The following is a 26,116-nucleotide window of genomic DNA, read 5'->3' as shown; positions in this document are numbered from 1 at the left end:
CTGGCCGTTCGGCTCAGACCCGCCACGTGACCTCTACATCGTCCGTCCTGAACCTCTGACGGACGACCGTCTCCGGAATGTCCATCCTGACCCCGGAACCATACATCTCCGCTCCGAGCCAGGCGATCATCGCACCGTTGTCCCTGCAGAACTGCCTGTCGGGGACGAACATCTCCGCTCCGCGCGCATGGGCCATGTCTTCGACCATGTCGCGCAGACGGCCGTTCTGTGCCACCCCTCCACCGAGCAGGACCTCGTCCTTCCCTATGTGGGCCATCGCCCTCTCGGTGACCTCCGTGAGCATGGCGAACGCGGTCTCCTGCACGGAGAACGCTATGTCCTCCAACGGCACACCTTTCTTGTGGAGGGCCACCGCGGCGGTGATCATACCGGAGAATGCCATGTCCATCCCCTTCACGGAATATGGGAGCTCATGGTATCTCGAGCCCTCTCTTGCAAGCCTCTCGAACTCCGGGCCCGCGTAGAACCCCATCCCCAGATCCCTGCCGAGCTTGTCGAGCATGTTCCCGATCCCGATGTCCTGGGTCTCCCCGAAGATCCGATAACGTCCCTCCGAGAACGCTATGACCTGCGTGTTCCCTCCGGAAGCATACAGCAGCGCTGGATCGCTGCAACCGGTGAGCGCACGGCCGATCTCGATGTGCGCGATGCAATGATTGACCCCGACTATCGGAAGCCCGAGCGTACAGGCGAATGCTCTGGCGGCAGTGGCTGCGACCCTCAGACAAGGCCCGAGGCCGGGGCCCATCGAGAATGAGACCAGCCCTATGTCGGACGGGGAGACCCCCGCCTTTTCCATTGCGCGCGACATGACATCGGCTACCACCTCCGCATGATGGTTCGCGGCCTCACGCGGATGAAGCCCGCCCTGCGGCGGACGGAACATATCGAGTTCATTTGCCAGGACATTGCAGTCCGAGTCCACGATCCCGACTCCCAGCGTATGTGCCGTTCCCTCGATGCCTAGTGTGAGCATAATGTTCACTTACCCCGAAGGGAGATACCGTATAATCTGATTGCGGGACCATTCCTGATCGTGGTACCCAGTTGGCGATCGGCGGCGACATCGTATACCGAAAAATGTATCCGCCATCCCATTAACGGACATAAATATTCGAAATTGCCAGGATGATGCTCGTATCACTCCGTAGAACCAACCAAAAGATATAATAATAAGGACAATATCCACGACTATGCTGGGCTCGTGGTCTAGGGGTTATGACGTCGCCTTGACATGGCGGAGGTCGCCGGTTCAAATCCGGCCGGGCCCACCAGCTTTTCCTTCAATCATCTTTTCCACTAAAGCTTTCGACCACGGCAGATGTCGTTCTCTGACATCCGCATGGAGTTGATTTTATGGGTATTGTTGAAACAGTTGACAACTTCTTCACCAGCATCAACGGTTATGTCTGGTGGGCTGCACTCATCCTTCTCGTCGTGTTTGGGATCTTCTTCACAATCAAACTGAAGGGACTCCAGATCCTCAAGATCAATGAGACCTCCAAACTTTCCTTCTCAGGAATCCAGGAGGGGAAGACGAAATCCAAAGTGTCGTCTTTCGAAGCGTTCTGTATAGGTATGGGCGCACGTATCGGTGTTGGAAACATCGCCGGAGTCGCCACAGCTATCGTCACCGGAGGGCCCGGTGCAATATTCTGGATGTGGGTCTTTGCGATAATCGGATCCGCAACCAGTTTCATGGAGAGTACTCTCGCACAGGTCTTCAAAGAGAAGAAAGAGGACGGACAGTACTATGGTGGCCCCGCATACTATGCCACTAAAGGTCTCGGAAGCAGGCCTCTCGGGATCTTCGTCGCCATCATGCTCATCCTGACATTCGGGATCGGATTCGTCGGAGTCCAGGCGACCAATGCCACCTCCGCACTTACCGGAGCATTCGACTTCGGTAACAACGCCCTCGTCTTCGGACTCATCATCATGGCCGTCGCCGGAATCATCATCTTCGGCGGTGTCAAGAGGATCGCAAGGTTCTCCACGAAGGTCGTCCCCCTGATGGCACTCCTGTGGATCATCTTCGCCTTCGTCGCCATAGCGCTCAACTGGCAGAACATCGGGAATGCCTTCGGCATGATCTTCGAGTACGCGTTCGATGCACCCGCCCTCGTTGGAGGAGGACTCGGAACCGCCATGATCATCGGTATGAGGAGAGGTATCTTCTCCAACGAGGCAGGTCTCGGTTCCATCGCGAACGTCGCCGCATCCGCGGACACCAGCCACCCTGCGAAGCAGGGTATGATCCAGTCCTTCGGTGTCCTTGTCGACACCCTGATCGTCTGTACCGTCACAGCACTCGTCGTCCTGTCCTTCGGAACGTTCGAGAGCATCTACGCCCTCGACCTGTCGGGAGCCAACCTCGTGCAGGCTGTCATGTCCAGCACGGCCATAGGCAGTGCTGCCAACTACATAATCGCCGGATTCATGCTGATCTTCGCATTCACGAGTATGATCGGATACTACACGATGTCCGAATCCAATGTGAGGTTCATCAAGGACAACAAGATGACGATCAACATCGTCCGTATCATCGTCCTTCTGGTCATACTGCTCTCCAGTCTGGTCAGCACCTCTGTGCTCGATCACATCAGTGACACGTTCAACGCCCTGATGGGACTGGTCAACATCCTCATCGTAGCCGTGCTCTCTCCGATCGCGTTCGCAGTCTACAAGGACTACCGCGCGCAGAAGAAGGCAGGGATCGAGGAACCCGAGTTCCACCGCGACAGCATCAAGGATGTGAAGCACACCGAGAACATCACCGAGTGGGAGTGATCCCCTCCAAAACCCCTTACCGCCCCAATGGGGCGGCCCGACACTTATTGCATGGAAATGTCGACGGATGATGACCACGGGCCGAACTGATGTTGAGAAGGATCAGAGCAACGCGATGTTCTCCGACAGGACCGCATCCGCGTGTCCCTTGCGTCCGAGGATGCCCTCTATGTCGGCGCTCCTCTTCCCCGCGATGCGGGAGAGCTCCGAGGAATCGTAACCGGATATGGCCTTGGCTATGGCCTCCCCGTTGCAGACGATCTCGACCACCTCGCCCTTGTCGAACCTCCCCTCGATCCCGCGTATCCCTATGGGAAGGAGCGATTTGTGGTCCAGGATGGCCTTTCCCGCACCCTCGTCGACGATTATGCGTCCCAAGGAGTGCGCGGACTTGATCCAACGCCTCTTCTTGGATATCCCAGTGTCCGTGAGGAACACCGTGCCCACATCCTCGCCCATCGCCGTGCGATAGACGACATCGTCCTTCGAGCTGAGGGCGATGATCATCAGGCATCCCGCATCCCTGCAGATGACGGCGGCATCCAGCTTGGTCCTCATCCCTCCCGTCCCCACGCCGGACACGGAGTCCCCGGCCATGTGACGGATGGAGTCCACGTCGCTCACCACGGGAACGAGCTTCGCGTCCGGGTTGGACGTCGGGTCCGAATCGAACAGCCCCTCCACGTCCGAGAGGATCACCAGGAGGTCCGCATCGGTCCTGCTGGCGACGATCGCCGAGAGCGTGTCGTTGTCCCCGAACTTGATCTCGTAGTCGCTGACCGCGTCGTTCTCGTTGAAGATCGGGACGACCCCGTTCTTGAGGAGCGACTCGATGGTGTTGTTCAGGCTGACGGCCTGGTCCCTCACCGAGTAGTCGTCCATCGTCAGGAGCACCTGTCCCACGATCAGCCCGTGACGCTGGAAGCAATCGCCCCACTCCCTCATCAGGATGCCCTGGCCGACGGATGCGGCGGCCTGCCTCACCGGGATCTCCTTGGGCTTGGGGACCACACCCATCGCCTTCAGGCCGATGGCTATCGCTCCAGATGAGACGACAAGGACCTCCTTGCCCTCCTTCCTGAGCCTTGCGATCTGCTCCGCCACGGAATCCATGAAGTCCCTGGATATGGAGGTCTTCGACCTCATGATGGACGATGAGCCGATCTTGACGACGATGCGGGTGGCGTCCGCGAGGAGCTCCCTGCGGTCCAATCACTCGCCCCCGAACGGATAGATCTCCGATGAGGGGACGTGCTTGAACCCCTTCGCCCCGGGGCCGGCATAGTCCCTCACGACCTGCCCGTTCCCGATAAGCACGTACTTGTAGATCATCAGGCCCTCCATGCCGACGGGCCCGCGGGCGTGGATCTTGTTGGTGCTGATGCCGACCTCCGCGCCCTTCCCATAGCGGAAACCGTCCGCGAACCTGGTGGAAGCGTTGACGAAGACATCCGCGGAATCCACCCCTGCGACGAACCTGGACGCACGAGACATATCCCGGGTGACGATCGCGTCGGTGTGGTGCGACCCGTGGGAGTTTATGAAGCCTATCGCCTCCTCGATGGAGTCCACGATGCGGATGGAGATCGTGAGGTCCCCGTACTCCGTGTCCCAGTCCTCCTCGCGGGCCTCCTTCACGGATATTATCTCCAATGTACGGGGGTCCCCGCGCATCTCCACGCCCTTCTCCTCGAACAGGGATGCCATGCGTGGAAGGAAATCCCCCGCCACGCGGGAGTCGACGAGGAGCGTCTCCGCCGCGTTGCACACGGCAGGATACTGGATCTTAGAGTCCAGGACCACCGAGCAGGCCATATCCAGGTCCGCATCGCCGTCCACATACACGTGGCATATGCCTGCGGCATGTCCGAGAACCGGGATCCTGGTGTTCTCCTGGATGTACCTGACGAAGTCGTTGGAGCCCCTGGGTATCAGGAGGTCTATGTAATCGTGAAGGCCGAGTATGGCGTTGATGTCGTCCCTGGACTCCATGAGGACGAACGACTCGGCAGGGATGCCTGCGGACGATGCCGCGTCGCGGAGTATCGCGAACAGGGTCCTGATGGACTCCGACGCCTCGCGACCCCCTTTGAACGCAACGCCGTTCCCCGATTTCAGGCATAGCGACATTATCTGGGGGACCACGTCAGGACGTGATTCGAAGATCACGCCCAGCATTCCTATGGGGCAACGTATCTGATACAGCGTGAGCCCGTCGTCCAGGTCCAGGGCGGACATCACCTCCCCGACGGGATCGCCCAGGGACATCACGTCGCGGATGCCTGCGATCATCCCATCTATCTTGGAATCGTCGATCGCCAGCCTCTTGTACATGGAAGCGGAGATCTCTCCCGAATCCACCAGCCTCCTCCCCTTCTCGAGGTCGATCGCGTTGGCCCTCAGGATGTCCTCCCTGGCGGCGTCGAGCGCATTGGCCATTGCGTCGAGCGCCGCGTCCTTACGGGACGTAGGGACTGACGAGAGCAGGATGGATGCGGTCTTGGCAGCCTTGACCTCGGCGATGATGTCTGTCATGATGGATGGGGGATGCACGCGCGCGATTTAAAGAATGCATCGCGATGCCGTGCGCATACCCACGACCGCGGAAGCCTATGTGAAGATCATGGAGGTCCTGTCGCCCATCGATGGCATCGCATCCAGGAAGATGATGGGGGAGTACCTCCTTTACTGTCGCGGAAGGCTCTTCGGAGGCATCTACGACGACAGGCTGATGGTCAAGGTCACACCGTCGTCGACAAGGATGCTGTCCAGCCGTGAGACCGTGCCCCCGTACGAGGGTGCCAGGAGCATGATCGTCATCGACGATGCGGACATGGGCATGTTGCCCGAGCTCATCGGGGCGATGTATGAGGAGCTCCCGTCCAAGACGGGACGCAGGCGAAGTCGCCCGCGTCTGACCATGCGGATCCTCTGATACGGGCTGGCACGTTCCTTCCTGGTGTACTCCAGGGTCCCGTCCGAGATCAGCATCGATACGACGGCCTTGAGGGAGGTCGGAGGACTCTTGTACCCCATGCTATCGGACAGGTCCCTCATTGACATCTCCCCGTTGGTTGAGAACAGGGCCATGACCTCGTCGATTATCTCCTGCCTGGTGCGACGGACGGTCACCCTGTCACCTTTCATGACCGCCCTCTGGATGAATGCTGAATGCTTGTGCAGTACCACCGTGAAATATGAGCGCTCGGGATCGGTCCTGAACACGGGGAGGTCGGAACCATTGGACACCATGGACTCGACCATGAGCGGCACACCGGTGTTTCTGGCCTCGGCCAGTCCGAACTCTTTCAAATAATCCCCTATCCTGCGATTGCGGTACCTCTTGCCAACCATGCGCAAGTTCCGGAGGTCCTCGTCCGTGATCCCACTGTCCGGCCCCGGGATGCTGGTGATCTCCAGACGATCCGAGGTCACGACGATGGTTACCGGTTCCGGGATCTGATAGCTCTTATGATACACGGCGTTGGAGACCGCCTCCTCGATGGCCCCTATCGGGTAATTGGATATACGGTCGGCCTCTGCACGGTCGCTTCTCTTGACGACCATCTCTTCCAGCACATTGTTCCTGATATAGGAGACCACGTCCACGATCTGCCGGTTCAGAGGTCCGCTGAAAGTGCGCTCCACCATGTTGATGCCAGTCGGATCCGGTTTGAGCACCACCTCGATGTGTGCGTTCCTGAAGTAGTCCTCGGGATGGTCATTGAAGAACATCAGCGCAACGTTTATGGGGCGGAGGTCCTCAGAGGGCCCTGATACCAGATGCAGCTTCCTGGCCACTTCCTCGATCGGCATGCTGAACACCTTCCCGGCCAAGGTGCTGTGGACCATCGAGAGGTACTCCTCTATCAAGGCGACCCTCAGGCTGCTCAGGGTCGCACTCCTGTTCGGACGGTCGTCGAAAGGCACGACCTCCGAGATGTTGAACAGCTCCCTCTCCTCGCTGGGGTTCGCACGGACCGTGCTGCTCATCTTGCGTATGTAGTATGCCTTGGACTCATTCCTCGAAGAGAGGCCGGTCGGGCATTTGTAGGGACGGTCGTTCCCACCCGACACCCATATGGCGAATAGCGTCTTCCCGTCAATGACCGCCGTGTCCGTCTCTGCCAGATAACGTGGCTCGACCTTGTTGCAAAGGTTAAGGAGCTCCTTGTTATAACCATCCACAGCGGCGGGATCCACCCCGACGATCGTTCCGCCAGGCATCCCATCGACCTCCTCCATACCGACTATGATGTATCCTCCACCGAGATTGTCAATGTCGTTGGCGAAGGCACACATTGTATGAAGGATGGATTCTGGATTCCAACCTTTCTTGTACTCGATCCTCTCGCTCTCTATCGTCCTCTCGACGATGAGCCTTCCGACGTCGATGGGGATGGTCATGACATAGCCTATATCTATACCTATATCTATACCTATATCTATACCTATATCTATACCTATACCTATACCTATACCTAGACTTGTACTCACATAGGCGCAGGTCCAGGCCCGATCGTTCGATCGATCCTCTGATCGGAACAATTGGACGGCGCAAAACGCTTTATATGGAGAATAAGTCGGGTTGCTCAAGCCGAGGTAGCCAAGCCCGGTATGGCGGCGGTCTCGAAAACCGCTGGAGTAATCCTCGGGAGTTCGAATCTCTCCCTCGGCGCCACTTTTACATCAACCGATGTTGTCTCGAAATGGATCGCACTCTTTGTGACCTCACCCACGGATGCGACAATACCGCGAAAATCGTTGCAGTGAATGAATATTCACAATCGACGAAGATCCCCACTATGAGGGATTTATAACAAGATAACATACACGAACGCATGAGGGACATCCAGAAGATCGGCATAGGGATCGTAGCATCCATCGCACTGATCGTTCTGGACATAATCCTCCTAAGCACGACCGACATACCCATGTCCCTGTTCTGGGTCATCTTTGCGGTGTCCATGATCGTGATATTCATCCCGTTCCTGGCCATAGGCGGGGACTGGGTGAGACTTGAGGAGGACCGCATCTCGATAGACGCCCCCATGGCCAAGTTCGAGATCCCCTACGATGCGATACGGTCCGTGGACTGTGTCAGCGGCTTCAAGCCCGGACTCAGGACATACGGCTACGGCGGGATAAAGAGGGGGTCCGGAGACTTCACCAACGATTCCCTCGGACACTACAGGTTCGCCGGCAGCACCGCGGTCGACCTCATGATCGTCGTCTCCTACACCGAGAGGGGGAAGGAGAAGTATGCCGCATTCAACCTGAAGGACGAGACATCCACGATGGACGCGTACAACCGCATAAGGGATGCCTCCAAGGCCGGGAGCATGAGCATCGATCCCGAGAGGGCCGGAGAGAACGCGAAGAACCATAGAAAGATGGTCAGAGCGGTCGCGGCGGTCGTCCTGATCTCCGTCGCGGCGGTCATCGTCATCATCGCGGCGTCCATGACCATGGGGCATGTCGATGCGTGGATGAACGAGAATTCGCTCGAGGTGGACGCCACCATGATGCACGAGGAGATCCCGTACGAAGACATCGACAACATCGAGCTACGCGACGACGTGTCGTACGGAGTGAGGGTCGGAGGCCTCGGCAACGCCAACTACCTGACCGGGAACTTCAAGAACGACGAGTTCGGGAAGTACAGGCTCGCGGTGCACACATCCACCGACGTCTGCATAGTCGTCCATACCGCCGAGAAGGTGGTGGTGTTCAACCTCGGAAGCGACGAGGAGACCAGGGAATTCCATGACCAGTTACAGCAGAGGGTCTCCGACGTTGTCGATACAACGAACACCCAATATATCCCCTGCAAGGATGTTACGGCATGGAACCCAACATGCAGAAGTATCAGCTGACGAAGGGCGAGATGCTCGCCCTCCTCGACAGATCGAAGATGGGAGTGATCGCCACTGTGGACGCGGACGGGTCGCCCTACGCCACCCCGATAAACTACATCCTGATGGACGGCAGGGTATTCTTCCACGGGAGGAAGCAGGGGATGAAGATGGCTAATCTGGAGAAGGACCCCAGGTGCTCGTTCACGGTGGTGGACGAGGGAGGGTTCGAGAGATGCGGGGATGATGCGTGCAACACCACCTCGATCTATGAATCAGTCATCATCAAAGGCACCGTGAAGGTCATAGACGACTTCGAGACCAAGAGGAAGGTCCTCAGAACCACAGTCGACAAGCTTACGCCCGAAAGGAAGGCCGACAGCATGAACGACAAGGCAGTCGGTCCCGCGGGCGTCTACGAGATCGTCATCGAGGAGATGACCGGGAAGTATCACAGACCTGCTCCCGGGAACAGGATTTTCAAGGCATGACCTGCCTGCCCGGGCACACCCGGGCATCAAACGATACCGTTCTCCTTCAGCATACCGTTGTATCTCGCGATAACGGAACCGTTCAACCTATGTGTCGAATATGCCACATCCAGCGACTGATTATAACAATAGACGTATTGGTATAAGGATGAATATTCGGGAATATGTCAGAAAATTATGATTATCAGCAAATTTAATCTCAGAAAATTATGATTTATTCTTGAAATTATCTCAGAAAATTATTTAATAATATCAAACGATTGCATTTTAATGCAACGTAAGATAACCGAATCCATCGAAGAATGGGATAGGTCCGGACGCAGAACCGCACTTCTCATACGTGGGTCCAGACAGATCGGAAAGACATACTCTGTCAGAGAATATGGAGAACGCGTCTATGGAGACCACTTCCTGGAGATTAACTTTGCAGATGAACCTGCCGTGTGCAGAGCATTCGAGGGAAGCCTGAAGACCGAATCGATTATCATGCGCCTATCTGCCATCTACAGGGATTTTGACTTCGTTCCCGGCAAGACCCTGATATTCCTCGACGAGATACAAAACTGCCCCAACGCACGCGCTGCGCTTAAACCCCTTGCACTGGATGGTCACTATAGGATAATCGCCTCAGGTTCCCTCCTTGGGATAAGGATGCGGGAGATTCCTCTGACACCCATGGGATACTTGGAACGCATCGAGATGTTCCCGATGGACTTTGAGGAGTTCCTCTGGGCGCTGGGGATGCCTCAAGGTCCGATAAACGAGGTTAGAAAGAGCATCTCTGAAAATATAGAGATCGATCGTTCCCTGTTCGAATCATTCTCCGACCTATACAGGAGATATTTGGTTGTCGGCGGCATGCCCGCCGCCGTATCATCATTCTCCACTACAGGATCCTTCTCCAGCCTCGGAAAGATCTTCAATGAGATCATGGAAGGGTATGAGGATGACATCTCGAAGTACGCCGACGATAAGATCAAAGCCCGGATCAAGGCATGCATGTCTGCGATACCATCCATACTTGCATCCGAGAATCACAAGTTCAAGTATTCCCGTGTCACATCCCCCGAAGGGGAGGAACCGTTCCGCCAGACCGGATTCTCATTCTTCGCCCCCGCACTAGATTGGCTCTCGATGGCCAATATATCCCTGGCATGCTTCAACCTGACATCCTTGGAGAGGCCTCTCCAGGAAAGGGTTATGGTCAGTTCGTTCAAACTGTACATGCTCGACACAGGAGTCCTGATGTCCCTGTATGACGACTCGGTCCTGAGAGATATAATCCTTGACAACAGGAGTGTGAATATGGGAGCAATCACGGAGAATGCGGTGGCCATGGCATTTGCTGTTCAGAAACGGCCTCTCATGTACTATTCGAAAGACGATCCGCGCATGGAAATCGATTTCGTGACGATGATTGGCGGCAGAACCTGCTGTATAGAGGTGAAATCCGGATCCAACAGAAACTGCAAATCGCTGAACACGGCCATGGCATCGTTCGATGCCGAGGGGATCATGTTCGAGACCAGGAACATATTCGTCGACAAGAAAGGCGTGCGTCACTACCCTCTGTTCGCATCGGCGTTCATGGATTCGATAGACCCAGTGGCGGACCTGACGGACGACTTCTCGGACATAGTCAAGGAAGTCGTGGAAAGAGACAAAGATGTGAACAAGCACGGGATATGATGCCCCCGGGGGCAACGCCGGGGGCTCAAAACGTTTAATCGACAGACTCAGAGATTGTCCTTGATGTCCTCGATCGTCTTGCGGATCCCGGACTTCTTGGACTTCGACTTGGCCTTGGCCCCTGCGGTCTCGTCGAGCTTCATCAGAAGCTCCCTGACCTCGGCGCTGACCTTCTTGGGCACGTTCACGGAGACGCGGACCATCAGGTCCCCTCTGGAGGACGAGTTCATCCTCGGGAGTCCCTTTCCGGGGATCCTGAGGACCGTCCCGACATCGGTCCCCGCGGGGATCTTCAGCATGACGGTCTCGCCTTCCAGGGTCTTGACCTTCTCCTCCCCGCCGATCACGAGCTTCGGGTATGATGCCGTGATGCCGGTCCAGAGATTGGCGCCGTCGCGGTCGAAGGTCTTGTCGTCCTTGACGTGGATCACGACGTACAGGTCCCCGGCGGGACCGCCGTTGTACCCGGCATTGCCCTCCCCGGCGACCCTGAGCCTCATACCGTCCTCGATCCCCTTCGGGATGTTCAGGGAGATCTTGGCCTCCTTGGTCACCCTTCCGGACCCACGGCAGTTGGGGCACTTCTCCTCGGAGGTCTTCCCGCGTCCGCGGCAGTCTGGACACTCGGAGACCGTGACCATGTTCCCGAAGGGACTCCTAGCGACCCTCTGGACCTGGCCCTGTCCGCCGCATGTCTTGCATGTGGTGACCTTGCCGTCCTTCCCCCCGGTCCCCTTGCATGCGTCGCAGAGGATCGCATGGGGTATGTCCAGGTTGACCTTCTTCCCGTTGAGGACGTCCTCCAGGGAGATCTCCAGGTCGTACCTGAGGGAGTCCCCCTGTTGGGCGGAGCTGCGGGAGCGGCCCCTACCGCGACCTCCGAACATCCCGCCGAAGATGTCCCCGAAGATGTCGGAGATGTCGTCGGCCCTGGTGAAGTCGTCCCAGGAGAAGCCGTCCTGTCCGAAGGAGTTCTTCACCCCGTCGTGACCGTACTGGTCGTACAGCTTGCGCTTCTCCTCGTCCGACAGGATCTCGTAGGCCTCGGATATCTCCTTGAACTTGGCCTCGGCGACCTCCTTGGCTTCTGTGGAGACGTCGGGGTGGTACTTCTTTGCAAGACTGCGGTAAGCCTTCTTGATCTCATCCTGGGTCGCGGTCTTCGCGATCCCCAGCACCTCGTAGTAGTCCCTCGGCATCTCCGCTCACGCTCACTCGTCGTCGACGATCTTGTAGTCGGCATCGACGTAGCCGTCGTCGGAAGCCTTCTCCTGGGAGGACTGACCCGGTCCGGCAGACTGACCGGCGCCCTGCTGGGCCCCCTGCTGCTGGGCGTCCTGGTAGATCCTCTGGCTGATGGGGCCCATCGCCTTCATGAGAGCGTCCATCTTCGCCTTGATCTCATCGACGTTGTCCCCCTTGTTGGCGGTCTCGAGGTCCCCGATCGCCTGATCGATCTGGATCCTCTCCTCCTGGGTGACCTTGTCCCCGAGCTCGTCCAGACTCTTGCGGACGCTGTAGATGGAGGTCTCTGCCTGGTTGTGGACCTCGACGAGCTCCATCTTCTTCTTGTCCGCATCGGAGTACATCTCGGCCTGCTTGACCAGCTCGTCGATCTCCTCCTTGCTGAGCTTGTTGCTGGATGCGATGGTGATCTTCTGCTCCTTGCCGGTACCCTTGTCCTTGGCGCTGACGTTGATTATCCCGTTCGCGTCGATGTCAAAGGTGACCTCGATCTGAGGGACGCCGCGGGGTGCGGGAGGTATGCCGTCCAGGACGAACCTGCCGAGCGTGGTGTTGTCGGCCGCCATGGGCCTCTCTCCCTGCACGACGTTGATCTCCACGGAAGGCTGGTTGTCCACTGCGGTGGAGAAGACCTGGGACTTCTTGGTAGGGATGGTGGTGTTCCTGTCGATCAGCTTGGTGGCGACACCTCCGAGGGTCTCGATGCCGAGGCTCAGGGGGGTGACATCCAGCAGGAGGACGTCCTTGACCTCTCCGGACAGGACTGCTCCCTGGATCGATGCTCCCATGGACACGCACTCCATCGGGTCGATACCGCGCTGGATCTTGGGTCCGACGATGGACTCGACGAAGTTCTGGACGATGGGCATCCTGGTGGGTCCTCCGACCATGATGATCTTGTCGACCCTGTCCGAGGACAGCTTCGCATCGCTCATGGCCTGCTCCATCGGCCCCTTGCAGCGGCTGACGATGGGCTCGACGAGCTCCTCCAGCTTGGCACGGGTGATGGTCTGGATCAGGTGCTTCGGACCGGACGCGTCGGATGCGATGAAAGGCAGGTTGATCTCGGTCTGCATGGTGGTGGAAAGCTCGATCTTCGCCTTCTCACACGCCTCACGGACCCTCCAGAACGCCATGTTGTCCGCGGCGAGGTCGATCCCCGTCTCCTTCTGGAACTCTCCGATGACGTACTTGGTGATGGCCTCGTCCATGTCGGAACCGCCCAGCTGGGTGTCTCCCGATGTGGAGAGGACCTCGAACACCCCGTCACTGAAGTCCATGACGGTGACATCCAGGGTACCTCCCCCGAGGTCGAACACCATGATCTTCTGCTCTACGTCCGACTTGTCGAGACCGTACGCGAGTGCGGCGGCGGTGGGCTCGTTGATGATACGGACCACTTCCAGACCGGCGATCGCACCGGCATCCTTGGTGGCCTGCCTCTGATTGTCGTTGAAGTATGCGGGCACGGTGATGACGGCCTTGTCGACGGTCTCCCCGATGTACGATTCCGCGTCCTTCTTGATCTTCTGGAGGATGAAGGCCGATATCTGCTGGGGAGTGTACTCCTTTCCGAGAGCGGTCACCTTGTCGCTGGTCCCCATCTTCCTCTTGACGTTCTTGATCGTTCCGTCGGGGTTTGTGACGGCCTGCCTCCTGGCGGGCTCTCCGACCAGGAGCTGTCCATCCTTCGTGAATGCCACGTATGAAGGGAAGGACTTCCCTCCGACACTGGTCCCCTCCGCGCTGGGGATCATCGTGGGCCTTCCGCCCTCCATAACGGATGCGGCGGAGTTGCTGGTTCCCAGATCTATTCCTATTATCCTTGACATATTATCACTCCTTGTCTTGATCCTCTACAGCCGGTTCGTCCCCGGCGGCGGAGTCCTCTGCGGGCTCCGTCTTCTTCGTTACCTTTACCTTGGCGTACCTCAGGACCTTCCCATTCAGGGTGTAGCCCTTCTGGAACACCTCGGCGATCATCCCGTCCTCGTCCCCCTCCACGGCGCACAGCGCCTCATGGAGGTTCGGGTCGAACCTCCCCTCGGAGGCTATCTCCCTGAGGCCGTTCGACTCCAGCACCTTCATCAGGTTGCTCCTGACCCCGCGGACGCCCTGAACGAGTACGGAATCCTCCTCCGTGCTCGCCAGCGCCCTGTCGAGGTCGTCCACGACCGTCAGAAGGTCCTGCACTATGGTGGAACAGGCGTACTTCCTGTACTCCTCGTTCTCACGCTGGGTCCTCTTGCGGTAGTTGTCGAAATCAGCCTGCAGGCGACGGGCCATGTCGAGGTACTTGTCCGCGTCCGCCCTGGCCTGCGCCAGCTCGTCGGGCCTCTCGACTTCCTCCTCTGTGGAGGCTTCATTCTGGGTTTTCTTGTCCTTCCTATCGGTCATAGGTCACGCCTTCGAAGAGATACACAACGGGTAAGGAGGGGTCCGAGGACCCCTCGGTTTGAGTTAGTTTCAGTCGTCCATTCCGGGCATTCCGTCGCCGACCTGGGGCATGGGGCTGCCCTTGGAGGCGATGACATCGTCGATCCTGAGGACCATGATGGCTGCGTCGGTAGCAGAGTTGATGGCCTGCTTTCCGATCCTGTAGGGCTCGATGACGTTGAGCTTCCTCATGTCCTCGACCTTTCCGGAGTAGGGGTTGAGTCCCGCGTAGTTGTTTCCGGCCTTGTGCTGCTTCCTCATCTCGATGAGCACGTCGATGGGGTCGAGCCCAGCGTTCTCGGCCAGGGTCCTGGGGATGCTCTCCATGGCGGAGGCGTAGGACTCGATGGCGATCTGCTCCCTTCCGCCGACGGATGCGGCGTAGTCGCGGAGCTGCATGGCGATCTCCATTGCGGTGGATCCTCCGCCGGTGACCATCATTCCGTCCTCGATCGCGACACGGACCACGGACCATGCGTCGACCAGAGACCTCTCGACCTCGTCTGCGACATGCTTGGTTCCTCCGCGGACGAGCACGGAGACGGTCTTGGGCTCCTTGACGCCGGTGATGAAGGTCATCTCCTCGTTCTCGATCTTCTTGAGCTCGACGGTCTCGGCGTATCCGAGGTCCTCCGCGCTGAGCTCGCTGATCTTGTTGATGACATTGGCGCCGGTGGACCTTCCGAGCCTCTCCATGTCAGACTTCTTGACACGCCTGCAGGCATAGATGCCCTCCTTGGCGAGGAAGTGCTGGGCGAGGTCGTCGATTCCCTTCTGGCAGAAGACGACATTGGCTCCGGAGGCCTTGACCTTCGCGACCATCTCCTTCAGCATGTTCTCCTCTTCGGCGACGAATTTGCTGAGCTGGTTGGGGTCGGTGATCTGAATCTTGGCGTCGATCTCGGTCTTCTTAACCTCGAAGGGCGCATCGATGAGGGCGATCTTCGCACCGCTGACGACCTTGGGCATAGAGGGCTGAACGGGCTCCTTGTCGATGATGAGTCCCTTGACGATGTAGGAGTTCTCCATGGAGGCCCCCTCTTTCTTCACGGTCTGGATGTTCTTCAGGTCCACCACGTAGTTGCCGTTCTTGTCCTTGTCGACGACGGTCTTGACCGCGTCGACGACGAGCTTGGCGAACTGCTCCTTGGAGTTGTTGACCTGCTTGGAGATCATAGCGGTCTCGGCGATGAGTCCGAGGGTCTCGTCGTCATCGATGGAGACCTTCATGGACGTCTTGTTGAGGACCTCCTGCGCTTTCGTGTTGGCCATCCTGTATCCCTTGGCGATGATCGTGGGGTGCACGTTGGCATCGATAAGGTCCCTGGCCTTCTTCAGGAATTCCCCAGCGAGGATGACACTGGTGGTGGTTCCGTCTCCGACCTCTGCGTCCTGGGTCTTTGCGACCTCGACGAGCATCTTGGCGGCGGGGTGCTGAACATCCATCTCCTTAAGGATGGTCACACCGTCGTTAGTGATGACGACATCTCCGACGGAGTCGACCAGCATCTTGTCCATTCCACGGGGTCCGAGACTGCTCCTGACAGCATCGGAGATAGCCATTGCGGCTGCGATGTTGTTGAACTGAGCGTCCTTGCCCTTCTCTCTTTTGGTTCCTTCCCTAAGGATAATGACGGGTGCGTTGCCCATACCCATATTCGTTCCTCCAGTCCTTCCGCTGTGCGGAATTCTAAGGGCGTTTATGTTAGAACTTCTATATAAACTTGATTGCTTTGTACCATCCATCCGAACTCCACGCACCCCATTGTGACACGCCCGTTCCCGATGGCGTCCACGGGTTGCTGGCCGGATCCCCCGGACCTGAAATGCCATACCTCGCGACAAAAGAGTTGCGATGTACACTCGTCTAATAATATTGTAAATAAGAGACAGATGACTAATATCCATAACTTTATTAGGGACTTTGATGTACGATTTCTCCCGTTGATTCGATATGAAGTTGATTTTCGTCAGCGGAGGGGTTATCTCGGGGCTAGGAAAAGGGATCACCGCATCCTCGATCGGACGCCTTCTGGAATCCAGGGGACTCAAGGTCTCCGCCATCAAGATCGATCCGTACCTGAACATAGACGCAGGGACCATGAACCCGTTCGAGCACGGGGAGGTGTATGTGCTGGATGACGGGGGAGAGGTGGACCTCGACCTCGGGAACTACGAGAGGTTCATGGACCTCCACCTCACAAGGGACCACAACATCACGACGGGCAAGGTCTACCGCTCCGTCATCGAGAACGAGCGGCACGGGGACTATCTCGGTAAGACCGTCCAGATCATCCCCCACATCACAAACGAGATCAAGAGGAGGATCACCACCGTCGCACGCGACTCCGGCGCGGACGTCGTCATCATAGAGCTGGGAGGGACCGTCGGCGACATGGAGTCGCTGCCGTTCCTGGAGGCCGCAAGACAGCTCGGGAGAGAGCTCGGCAGGGAGGAGAACGTCATGTTCGTCCACACCACGCTCATCCCGATCATGGGGTCCGTCGGAGAGGAGAAGACCAAACCGACCCAGCACTCAGTGAAGGAGCTGATGTCCATCGGGATCAGGCCGGACGTCATCGTGGGGAGGTGCTCCGAGCCCATCAGCGATGCCGCCAGGGCGAAGATCGCCATGTTCTGCGACGTGCCCGAGCAGGCGGTCATATCCACCCCGGACGCACGCTCGATCTACGAGGTCCCTCTGAACCTGGAGAAGCAGGGCGTCGCGGACTACATCATCGACAAGATGAAGCTCGGACCGATGACGACCAAAAGGGACATGGCCCGGTGGGAGGGCTTCGTCGACCGCGTGGTCAATCCGAAGAGGGAGGTGAGGATCGCCCTGGTGGGGAAGTACACGTCCCTCGCCGATTCCTACCTGTCCCACCTTGAGGCGTTCACGCATGCGGGTGCCGCGGCGGAGTGCAAGGTAAGGATCAAGTTCATCGACAGTGACGAGCTGGTCGCCCACGATCCCTCATCGCTCCTCGGGGACGTCGACGGCGTCCTCGTCCCAGGCGGATTCGGGATAAGGGGCGTCGAGGGGAAGATAGAGGCCGCGAGATACGCCAGGGAGAACGGCATCCCGTTCCTCGGGGTGTGTCTCGGGTTCCAGATCGCGACCATCGAGTTCTGCAGGCATGTCCTGGGGCTCGGGAAGGCCAGCAGCACCGAGTTCGACCCCGATACCCCCGACCCGATAATCTGCATCATGAACGAGCAGAAGGGCATAGTCAACATGGGGGCCACCATGCGCCTCGGTGCGCAGGACGTCGTCCTGAGGGAAGGGTCGAAGGCCTGCGAGCTCTACGGTGGCAGGACCCTCATCTCCGAGAGGCACAGGCACAGGTACGAGGTCAATCCCGACTACATCGAGAGGATGGAGGCCGCGGGATGGAGGTTCACCGGAAGGTCCGAGTGCGGCACCAGGATGGAGATCGGGGAGCTGGAGGGCCATCCGTACTTCGTCGCGTCCCAGTTCCACCCGGAGTTCAAGTCGAAGCCGGAATGCGCGTCCCCCCTCCATCAGGGACTCGTGAATGCCGCGATAAGGTACTCGGGATCCAAGTGACCGCCCGGGACCTCCGGGTACGGACGGTCCGGAAACCTCTTCCGCCCTATATCCCCGTCCATCCGGGGACGGGACGTTCTGGCACTTTGAGAAATATAAGGGCCCTCGTGGGACGCGGTCCCCGAGGGCCCCCGGATGGTCGCACAGACCGTCCGCTCCGATACCGGTATCGGGTCACTCGGACTCCTGTTCCAGGAGCAGCTTGTACCCGACCGGCATGACCTTGATGAACCTGGGAAGCTCCTCCTCCCAGTCGTTCAGGATCTTCGCCGCCTTCGGCGAGTCGGTGTACTCGAGATGCCTCTCGATTATGGACCTGAGCTCCCTGACGTCCTCCGGTGCCTCCACCAGGGTCAGCTCGACCAGGTCCATGTTGCAGTGCCTGTCGAAGTCCCCGTCCAAATCGTAGACGTAGGCTATGCCGGCCGACATGCCGGCCGCGAAATTCCTCCCGCAGCGCCCCAGCACCACGACCCTTCCACCCGTCATGTACTCGCAGCAGTGGTCCCCGGCGCCCTCAGCGACGGCGGTCGCACCGCTGTTCCTGACACAGAACCTCTCTCCGACGGAGCCGTTGATGTACAGCTCCCCGGACGTCGCGCCGTACAGGATGGTGTTGCCCGCGATGACGTTGCACTCAGGGATCTCCCCCTCGGGCGTGACGACGATCTTCCCTCCGGAGAGCCCCTTCCCGACATAGTCGTTGGCGATGCCGCGGAGGTCGAACCTGACCCCCTTGGAGAGGAACGCTCCGAAGCTCTGTCCGGCGGCGCCGTTGAACGTGACGCTCACGGTGTCCTCCTTCAGATCGAGCTCCCTGCGCGCTATCTCGCCAGAGAGCATCACCCCGACCGAACGGTCCACGTTGGTGATCTGGTACAGGAGGTCCACCCTCCTACCGGTGTCCAAGGCATCCTTCGCGTCGGCGATCATCCTCCTGTCGATCACGTCGCCGACGATGTCGGGCTGTCCGGCGGAGCGCTTCCTCTCGCCCTCCTGTGTGAAGAACAGAGGGGACAGGTCCAGGTGGGACACCTTCCCGTCCGCGGGGACCCTCTCGAGCAGGTCCGCGCGTCCGATGACCTCGTCGAGGGAGGTGAAACCCATCCCTGCGAGCCTCGAACGGACGTCCTCCGCCATGAGCCTCCAGTAGTTGACCACATCGTCCTTCGTCCCGGCGAACCTGGCCCTCCTCTCGGGGTCCTGCGTCGCTATGCCGACTGGACATGTGTTGGTCTGGCACTTCCTGCACATGATGCATCCCATGGCGACCATGGGTGCGGTCGCGAATCCGAACTCCTCCGCTCCGAGGAGGGCCGCGACGATGACGTCGCGCCCTGTCTTGAACTGACCGTCCGCCTGCACCGTCACACGGCCGCGGAGGTTGTTGGCGACGAGCGCCTGCTGGACCTCTGCGAGCCCGGTCTCCCAGGGGGACCCGGCGTACCGGAGGGACGACAGCGGGCTAGCGCCCGTGCCCCCGTCGCCGCTGGAGATGAGGATCATGTCCGCACCTGCCTTGGCGACCCCTGCCGCGACGGTCCCCACTCCCGCCTCCGAGACGAGCTTGACGCTGACCCTGGCGGTCGGGTTGATGCACCTGAGGTCGTAGATGAGCTGCTTCAGGTCCTCGATGGAATATATGTCGTGATGGGGCGGCGGCGAGATCAGGGTTATCCCCGGGATCGTGTGCCTGATGGCCGCGATGACCTTGTCGACCTTGAACCCCATGAGCTGACCTCCCTCCCCGGGCTTGGCCCCCTGGGCGACCTTGATCTGCAGCTCGTCCGCATTGACAAGGTACTCTGCGGTGACCCCGAACCTTCCGGATGCCACCTGCTTCACGGCGGAGCGGAGGTTCCTGCCGTCGGGTCCGACCCTGAACCTGGCCGGGTCCTCCCCGCCCTCCCCCGTGTTGCTCTGGGACCCTATGGAGTTCATCGCCTCCGCGAGGGTCTCGTGGGCCTCCTTGCTGATGGCGCCGAATGAGATCGCACCGACCTCGAACCTCCTCATGATGGATTCCGCCGGCTCGACATCGTCGATAGGAACGGGACTCCCCCTTCTCTCGGTCAGGAGGTCGCGGATGAAGAAACGGCCGTTGTCGACGACCGACGCGAACCTGGCATACTCGTCAGGGCTCCCGGTCCTGGCCGCCGAGCGCAGGGCCTTGACCGCGTCCGTGCTCCAGCTGTGCCTCTCGCCTCCCTTGCGACTTGCGTACACGCCTGCATCCTCCGCGAGGACATCGTCCCCGGCGAGCGCTCTGCGGTGCATCTCGAGATACTCGGACGCTATGTCGTCCAACCCTATCCCGCAGACGGGCGAGGCGGTGTCCCCGAAGTACTTCGAGGCGACCGCACGGTCTATCCCGATGGTCTCGAACAGCCTCGAGCCGCGGTATGAGCGTATGGTCGCGATGCCCATCTTGGACATCACCTTGAGCAGACCCTTGTCGATCGCCTTGAGGTACTTGGCCTCGGCGGTGTCGGCATCCATCTTCACACGGCCCGAGTCGACTATGTCCTGGACGGCGGCGAGCGCCATGTACGGATTGACGGCATTGGCTCCGTATCCGACGAGGAGCGCGAAGTGCATGACCTCCCTGGGCTCCCCGGACTCGACCACGATGGCGGTCTGCAGCCTCTTCTTCTCCCTGACGAGGTGCTGATGCACCGCCGAGAGGGCGAGGAGGGAGGGCATCGCGGCCCTGTCCCCGGACACCCCGCGGTCGGAGAGGATTATGTATGAGGCACCTCCGTCGACGGCCGCCTCCGCCTCCCTGCAGAGCCTGGCGACCTCGTTCTCGAGGGTCCCGGGCGCAGGATCCGCGGGGAACGTCGTGTCGAGCGTTACGGCATCGAACCCCCTGTACCTGAGGCTCCTCAGGAGGTCCAGCTCCCTGTTCGTGATGACGGGGTGACGGGCCTTGACGACCTTGCAGTGCTTGGGCGTCGGGTCCAGGATGCTCTGGTGGACCGAGCCGATGTACCCCATCGTGGACATTACCAGCTCCTCCCTGATCGGGTCGATCGGAGGGTTGGTGACCTGGGCGAACATCTGCCTGAAGTAGTTGAACAGGAGCTGGGGGCGATCGGACATGATCGCCAGCGGCGCATCGAATCCGGCGGATCCGATAGGCTCCTTCCCGGTGGAGACCATGGGCTCCATGACCTTGTTGAAATCCTCCGCGGTGTACCCGAACTCGGCGAGCTTCGGCCCGTATCCCTCGACGGCGCGGCCCACCTGCCTGCCCGAGGACAGCTTGTCCAGGTCGAGGCGGTTCCTCTCGAGCCAGTCGCGGTAGGGGTACGCCTTCGCGAGGGCCTCCTTGATCTCCGTGTCGCGCAGGATGCGTCCCTTCGACGTGTCGACGAGGAGCATCTTCCCGGGCCTGAGACGCCCGGTCTCGATGACCTCCTCTGACCTCAGAGGGATGACCCCCGCCTCGGATGCCAGGATCATCATTCCGTCGGATGTGACGGAGAACCTGGCGGGACGGAGACCGTTCCTGTCCAGCATGCCGCCGGCAAGGGTCCCGTCCGTGAACATGACGGCCGCGGGCCCGTCCCACGGCTCCATCAGTATGGAATGGTACTCGTAGTACGCCTTCAGACTGTCCGGTATCGGGTTCCTGTCGTTCCAGGACTCCGGGATCATGATGGACAGGGCGTTGGGCATGCTCTTCCCTGTCATGGTCAGGAACTCGAACACGTTGTCGAGGGTCGCGCTGTCGCTCATGCCCGCCTGCATCACGGGGAATATCTCCTCGATGTTCGGGATCTGCTCGGTCTGCATGACGCTCTCGCGGGCCTGCATCCATGAGCGGTTGGCGCGGATGGTGTTGATCTCGCCGTTGTGACAGAGCATCCTGAAGGGCTGTGCCAGCTTCCATGCGGGCATGGTATTGGTGCTGAACCTCGAGTGGACCATCGCGATGGCCGACTCGAAATCGGGATCGGACAGGTCCAGGTAGTAGTCGCGGAGCTGTTCGGGCGTGAGCATCCCCTTGTAGACCATGGTCCTGGTCGACAGGGAGCATATGTAGAAATCGTCCCTGCCGTCGAGGTCCGAGGCCGCGATGCTGTTGCTGACGACCTTCCTTATCCTGTACAGCTTCCTCTCGAGGGTCTCCGGGGAATCGTACGAGGATGCGAACACCTGCACGATGCGGGGCTCGCCCTCCAGTGCCATGGGTCCAGGGACCGAGTGGTCCACAGGGACCTCGCGCGTCGCGATGACGCTGACCACGAACCTCTGGCACACGGCCTTGAAGAGTTCGATGAAGCGTTCTGCCGAGGGCGGATCCCTCGGCAGGAAGATGAGTCCGGTCCCGTACCTTCCGGCTTCCGGGACCGGGACCCCTAGTTTCCCGATGAACCCGTGTGGAATCTGGACCAGGATGCCCGCACCGTCGCCGGTCTTGCCGTCGCCGTTCTCGGCACCCCTGTGGGCCATGTTCTCCAACAGCTTCAGACCGGTCTCCACGATGCGGTGGGACCTGGCGCCGTCCATGTTGACGGCGAGTCCCACTCCGCAGCTGTCACGGTCGTTGGCGGGGTCGTAGAGTCCTCCGTTCATCGTCGTGTCCACCTTTCCATCGGATCAGCGGATGAACAGCAGCTCGCGGTACTTGGGGAGCGGCCACATCTCGTCGTCGACGATCATCTCGAGGGCATCGACATGCTCCCTGATCTGCTCGAGGTAGACGGTGATCTTGTCGTGATAGGCGATGGCCTTGTCCCTCTCACCGGGAAGGTCCTCTATCCTGTCGCACTCGGCCTCCATCTCCTCTGCCTTGGAACGGGCCTCGCTGCAGTGCATGGCGATGTCCTTGATGATGTGGATCTCCCCGCATGCGACCTGCTCGAACTCCTTCCTGTCGGTGAAGATCTCCTTCATCTTGGACACGTTGTCCAGGAGGACGGACTGGTAGCGGGTGGCGACCGGCAGGATGTGGTTGGCGGTGAGGTCTGCGAGGACACGGGCCTCGATCTCGATCTTCTTGTTGTAGATCTCCCAGTTGATCTCGGTCCTGGCCTTCAGCTCGACATCGGACATGACCCCGACGTCCTCGTAGATCATGGCGGTCTGCTTGGAGAGGTACGCGTCGTAGCACACGGGTGCGGAGGTCTCGCAGTCCAGTCCGCGCTTCTTCGCCTCGGCCTTCCACTCGTCGGAGTATCCGTTACCGTCGAAGCAGACCTTCTGGCACTTCTTGTATGTCTCCTTGGTCTCCTCCAGGAGTGCCTGTGTCACGGGCGTTCCGGATGCGATCCTCTTGTCGACGGCCTCCTTGAACTGCTTGAGCTGGTAGGCGACGATGGCGTTCAGCACGGTGACCGCACTGGAGCAGTTGGCGGATGACCCCACGGCCCTGAACTCGAACCTGTTGCCGGTGAACGCGAACGGGGAGGTCCTGTTCCTGTCCGTGTTGTCGATCAGGAGCTCGGGGACCTGGGGGATCCCGAGGCTGTACTTGCTCTTCCCGGCGATCTTGACCATGTCCTTGCTCTTGAGGAGCTCCTTGAAGGCGTTGGTGACCTGGGTCCCGAGGAAGCAGGAGATGATCGCGGGAGGCGCCTCGTTGGCCCCGAGCCTGTGGGCGTTGCTGGCGGTCATGACGGACGCCTTCAGGAGGGCGTTGTTGTCGTAGACGGCCTTGAGGACGTTGGCCATGAACACGAGGAACCTGAGGTTCTCCTTGTTGTTCTTCCCGGGGGACAGGAGCCCGATCCCGGACTCGGTGCCGAGGGACCAGTTGCAGTGCTTTCCGGACCCGTTGATCCCTGCGAAGGGCTTCTCGTGGAGGAGGACCTTGAACCCGTGCCTCTCCGCGGTGGTCTTCATGAGGGCCATCAGCTCGAGGTTGTGGTCGATGGCGAGGTTCGCCTGCTCGAACACGGGCGCGATCTCGAACTGGTTGGGCGCGACCTCGTTGTGCCTGGTCTTGATGGGGATCCCGAGCTTGTAGGCTCCGAACTCGAGGTCCTTCATGAACTCGAGGACCCTCGAGGGGATGCATCCGAAATAGTGGTCCTCCAGCTGCTGGTTCCTGGCGGAGTTGTGGCCGACGAGCGTCCTCTCCGCCATGATCACGTCGGGACGGAGCGCGTAGAGCGCGGCATCCACGAGGAAGTACTCCTGCTCCCATCCGAGGAAGGAGTAGACGGCATCGTCCTTGATGCCGAAGTACTTGAGGACATCGGCGGTCGCCTTCGCGACGGCGGTCTCGGACCTCAGGAGAGGGGTCTTGAAATCGAGGGCCTCCCCGGTATATGAGATGAATACCGTGGGGATGCACAGGGTGTCCCCCAGGACGAATGCGGGGGACGAGGGGTCCCATGCGGTGTATCCGCGGGCCTCGAAGGTGTTCCTGAGTCCTCCTGAAGGGAACGAGGACGCATCGGGCTCCTGCTGACACAGGAGCTTCCCTGTGAACTCCTCTAGGCTCTCTCCCTTCCCGTAGGGTTCCGCGAAGGAGTCGTGCTTCTCCGCCGTTCCGCCGGTCAGGGGCTGGAACCAGTGGGTGTAGTGGGTGGCCCCCATGTCCATGGCCCAGCGCTTCATACCGGCGGCGACCTGCTCGGCGACGTCCCTCTGGAGAGTGATCCCCTGCTCGATCGATTCGTACACCTTCTGCCTGGTATCGGCGGAGAGGTACTTTCTCATGTTCTTCCTGTTGAAGACGTTGCAGCCGAAGTAGTCTGACGTTGCGGGCGCAGGGGGGACCGCATCCACGGACGGCCTCATGAAGGCCTCTTCCACGGCGTCGAACCTAGTGTAAGTCATAATCCCCAGTCATACTTACCTGAATATAAACATTCCGTAATTTTATGATGAAAATCCAGTTATCAGCGTGCAGATTAGACAAATATCTAATCAAAACTGAATAACCACAACCTATCGACGTACAATGGGATGCGTGGGGGGACCGTTCGGAGGGATACGTGACAGAAGGTGCGACCTGCGTACATGGCCTGGCTTCCATCCCTTGCACGCGGGCCCGGATCCTCCCGGATCCCGAACGGGCTAGGACGGGATTTTATTACCTATTCATCGATACAGGTAGCAGGGATTAAGGATGGCGTTCAAGCTATTCAAGAACGGGGATGAGCTCTATGAGAGCAGCAAGGAGCTCATCAAGAGAGGTGAATTCGCCAAAGCGCGCGAATACCTCATCAAGTCGATAGACAAAGACGGCGGTGTCGATGACGTGGCCGCGGTGCAGGTGGCGCTCATCGACCTCAGCGGCAGGCTCACTAACGCGTCCGCGTACCAGAACCTCCTCACGTCTCTGAACAAGCTGACCTCCGCCAAAGAGGTGGAGTTCGGCCTGGACGTCATAGATGTCGAGGACATGAAGACCGAGTGCGAGCTCACGGTAAGGAAGATCCAGCTCCTGTCCTCGGGCGGGAGCGGCAATGCGCTGGTCGAGAAGGGGAAGGCGCTCCAGGAGCTCGCGGCCGACTACCAGTCCAGGATCGGGGGCAAGAGCCTCATCGCGATCTCGCTCTTCAAGAAGGACACGTCCATCACCGGTAACACGGAGTTCTACAACCTGATGGCCGTGGCATACGAGTCCATGGCCGACGGATGCGTGTTCGACGACCCCAGGCAGGCTGCGGAATACCAGCAGATCGCCGCGGGATACCGCCAGCAGAACGGCCAGTCCACGGACGAGAACATGCGCAGGGTCCAGGAGTACTCGCGTACGTGCACCTGTTGGATGTGCGGGAGGATCGCCATCGGAGAGGGGATCCACTTCTACTCCGCACCGGCGGAGGTGTCCCCGTCCCTCGAGGACAAGGCCTCGTCCGCCGCCGCATCCAGGGCCGACAGCCAGCACATATACATCTGTCGCGCGTGCTACACGGCCATCTCCAACAGGTCCGACGAGATCTCCAGGGCATACTATCAGCAGACGATGCAGCACATGCAGGCGATGGAGGCGAGGCTCCAGGCGGAGATCGCCGCCCTGCAGACACAGATCGCCTTCGCCAGAATGGGTAGATGAA

The 26,116-nt window shown here is 59.5% G+C and carries 16 protein-coding genes, 2 tRNA genes and 1 pseudogene; 9 read left to right on the top strand and 10 right to left on the bottom strand.

What is annotated here, in order from left to right:
- Nucleotides 1-13 precede the first annotated feature (13 nt).
- Nucleotides 14-997: a bifunctional N(6)-L-threonylcarbamoyladenine synthase/serine/threonine protein kinase gene (locus V5D86_RS06195; RefSeq protein ID WP_414595814.1), complete on the bottom strand. Its 984-nt coding sequence runs from the start codon at nucleotides 995-997 to the stop codon at nucleotides 14-16.
- Nucleotides 998-1,219: 222 nt separating this feature from the next.
- Here V5D86_RS06195 and V5D86_RS06190 point away from each other — a divergent pair.
- Nucleotides 1,220-1,295: transfer RNA gene (locus tag V5D86_RS06190), tRNA-Val, on the top strand.
- An 82-nt stretch (nucleotides 1,296-1,377) separates the two neighbouring features.
- Nucleotides 1,378-2,811 (top strand): alanine/glycine:cation symporter family protein, encoded by a 1,434-nt coding sequence (locus V5D86_RS06185; protein ID WP_414595813.1) that lies wholly within the window; start codon nucleotides 1,378-1,380, stop codon nucleotides 2,809-2,811.
- Nucleotides 2,812-2,913: 102 nt separating this feature from the next.
- Here V5D86_RS06185 and proB read toward each other — a convergent pair whose 3' ends face one another.
- Complete coding sequence (proB, locus tag V5D86_RS06180) at nucleotides 2,914-4,023, bottom strand: glutamate 5-kinase (RefSeq protein ID WP_414595812.1); 1,110 nt, start codon at nucleotides 4,021-4,023, stop codon at nucleotides 2,914-2,916.
- Nucleotides 4,024-5,349, bottom strand: a complete 1,326-nt coding sequence (locus V5D86_RS06175; protein ID WP_414595825.1) for a glutamate-5-semialdehyde dehydrogenase — start codon at nucleotides 5,347-5,349, stop codon at nucleotides 4,024-4,026. It abuts the gene before it with no gap.
- A gap of 31 nt (nucleotides 5,350-5,380) precedes the next feature.
- Between V5D86_RS06175 and V5D86_RS06170 the strand changes: the two are divergent.
- Nucleotides 5,381-5,551 (top strand): annotated as a pseudogene (locus tag V5D86_RS06170) (TfoX/Sxy family protein); the annotation flags it as partial.
- Here the strand turns inward: V5D86_RS06170 and V5D86_RS06165 are convergent.
- Entirely contained in the window at nucleotides 5,527-7,218 is a 1,692-nt protein-coding gene (locus V5D86_RS06165; RefSeq protein ID WP_414595811.1) for an RNA-binding domain-containing protein, read from the bottom strand. The pseudogene V5D86_RS06170 and the gene V5D86_RS06165 sit on opposite strands and share 25 nt — an antisense overlap.
- Nucleotides 7,219-7,407: 189 nt before the next feature.
- Between V5D86_RS06165 and V5D86_RS06160 the strand changes: the two genes are divergently transcribed.
- The 4 genes from V5D86_RS06160 (at nucleotide 7,408) to V5D86_RS06145 (ending at nucleotide 10,846) form a co-directional block, all read left to right on the top strand.
- A tRNA-Ser gene (locus V5D86_RS06160) sits at nucleotides 7,408-7,492 on the top strand.
- Nucleotides 7,493-7,652: 160 nt separating this feature from the next.
- Nucleotides 7,653-8,687 (top strand): PH domain-containing protein, encoded by a 1,035-nt coding sequence (locus V5D86_RS06155; protein WP_414595810.1) that lies wholly within the window; start codon nucleotides 7,653-7,655, stop codon nucleotides 8,685-8,687.
- Complete coding sequence (locus V5D86_RS06150) at nucleotides 8,657-9,157, top strand: pyridoxamine 5'-phosphate oxidase family protein (protein ID WP_414595809.1); 501 nt, start codon at nucleotides 8,657-8,659, stop codon at nucleotides 9,155-9,157. Before V5D86_RS06155 ends, V5D86_RS06150 begins: the two co-directional genes overlap by 31 nt.
- 270 nt (nucleotides 9,158-9,427) lie before the next feature.
- Nucleotides 9,428-10,846, top strand: coding sequence for an ATP-binding protein (locus tag V5D86_RS06145; protein WP_414595808.1), 1,419 nt, complete (start codon nucleotides 9,428-9,430; stop codon nucleotides 10,844-10,846).
- A gap of 47 nt (nucleotides 10,847-10,893) precedes the next feature.
- Here V5D86_RS06145 and dnaJ read toward each other — a convergent pair whose 3' ends face one another.
- From dnaJ to thsB, 4 genes are all read right to left on the bottom strand, one after another.
- On the bottom strand, nucleotides 10,894-12,045 hold the full coding sequence (gene dnaJ / locus V5D86_RS06140; protein WP_414595807.1) for a molecular chaperone DnaJ: 1,152 nt from the start codon (nucleotides 12,043-12,045) through the stop codon (nucleotides 10,894-10,896).
- Nucleotides 12,046-12,057: 12 nt separating this feature from the next.
- Entirely contained in the window at nucleotides 12,058-13,923 is a 1,866-nt protein-coding gene (gene dnaK / locus V5D86_RS06135; RefSeq protein ID WP_414595806.1) for a molecular chaperone DnaK, read from the bottom strand.
- A gap of 4 nt (nucleotides 13,924-13,927) precedes the next feature.
- Nucleotides 13,928-14,488: a nucleotide exchange factor GrpE gene (locus V5D86_RS06130; protein WP_414595805.1), complete on the bottom strand. Its 561-nt coding sequence runs from the start codon at nucleotides 14,486-14,488 to the stop codon at nucleotides 13,928-13,930.
- A 69-nt stretch (nucleotides 14,489-14,557) separates the two neighbouring features.
- On the bottom strand, nucleotides 14,558-16,183 hold the full coding sequence (thsB, locus tag V5D86_RS06125) for a thermosome subunit beta (protein ID WP_414595804.1): 1,626 nt from the start codon (nucleotides 16,181-16,183) through the stop codon (nucleotides 14,558-14,560).
- Between the two features lie 298 nt (nucleotides 16,184-16,481).
- Between thsB and pyrG the strand changes: the two genes are divergently transcribed.
- On the top strand, nucleotides 16,482-18,098 hold the full coding sequence (gene pyrG, locus V5D86_RS06120) for a glutamine hydrolyzing CTP synthase (RefSeq protein WP_414595803.1): 1,617 nt from the start codon (nucleotides 16,482-16,484) through the stop codon (nucleotides 18,096-18,098).
- Nucleotides 18,099-18,272: 174 nt separating this feature from the next.
- Here the strand turns inward: pyrG and gltB are convergent, their stop codons facing one another.
- Nucleotides 18,273-22,679 carry a glutamate synthase large subunit gene (gene gltB, locus V5D86_RS06115; RefSeq protein WP_414595802.1) on the bottom strand — a complete coding sequence of 1,469 codons (4,407 nt, stop codon included), beginning with the start codon at nucleotides 22,677-22,679 and terminating at the stop codon, nucleotides 18,273-18,275.
- 24 nt (nucleotides 22,680-22,703) lie between these two features.
- A complete protein-coding gene (locus V5D86_RS06110; RefSeq protein WP_414595801.1) occupies nucleotides 22,704-24,890 on the bottom strand; it encodes a glutamine synthetase III in 2,187 nt (728 codons plus the stop codon).
- Between the two features lie 292 nt (nucleotides 24,891-25,182).
- Between V5D86_RS06110 and V5D86_RS06105 the strand changes: the two genes are divergently transcribed.
- The gene (locus V5D86_RS06105) at nucleotides 25,183-26,115 is read left to right on the top strand and encodes a hypothetical protein (RefSeq protein ID WP_414595800.1); all 933 of its coding nucleotides are present in this window, start codon (nucleotides 25,183-25,185) and stop codon (nucleotides 26,113-26,115) included.
- Nucleotide 26,116: the final 1 nt, after the last annotated feature.

Source organism: Candidatus Methanoprimaticola sp. MG2 (assembly GCF_047501175.1).
In the GTDB taxonomy this organism is placed as follows: domain Archaea; phylum Thermoplasmatota; class Thermoplasmata; order Methanomassiliicoccales; family Methanomethylophilaceae; genus Methanoprimaticola.
The sequence above is the reverse complement of the archived record's forward strand: the minus strand, read 5'-3'. Positions and strand labels throughout refer to the sequence as shown.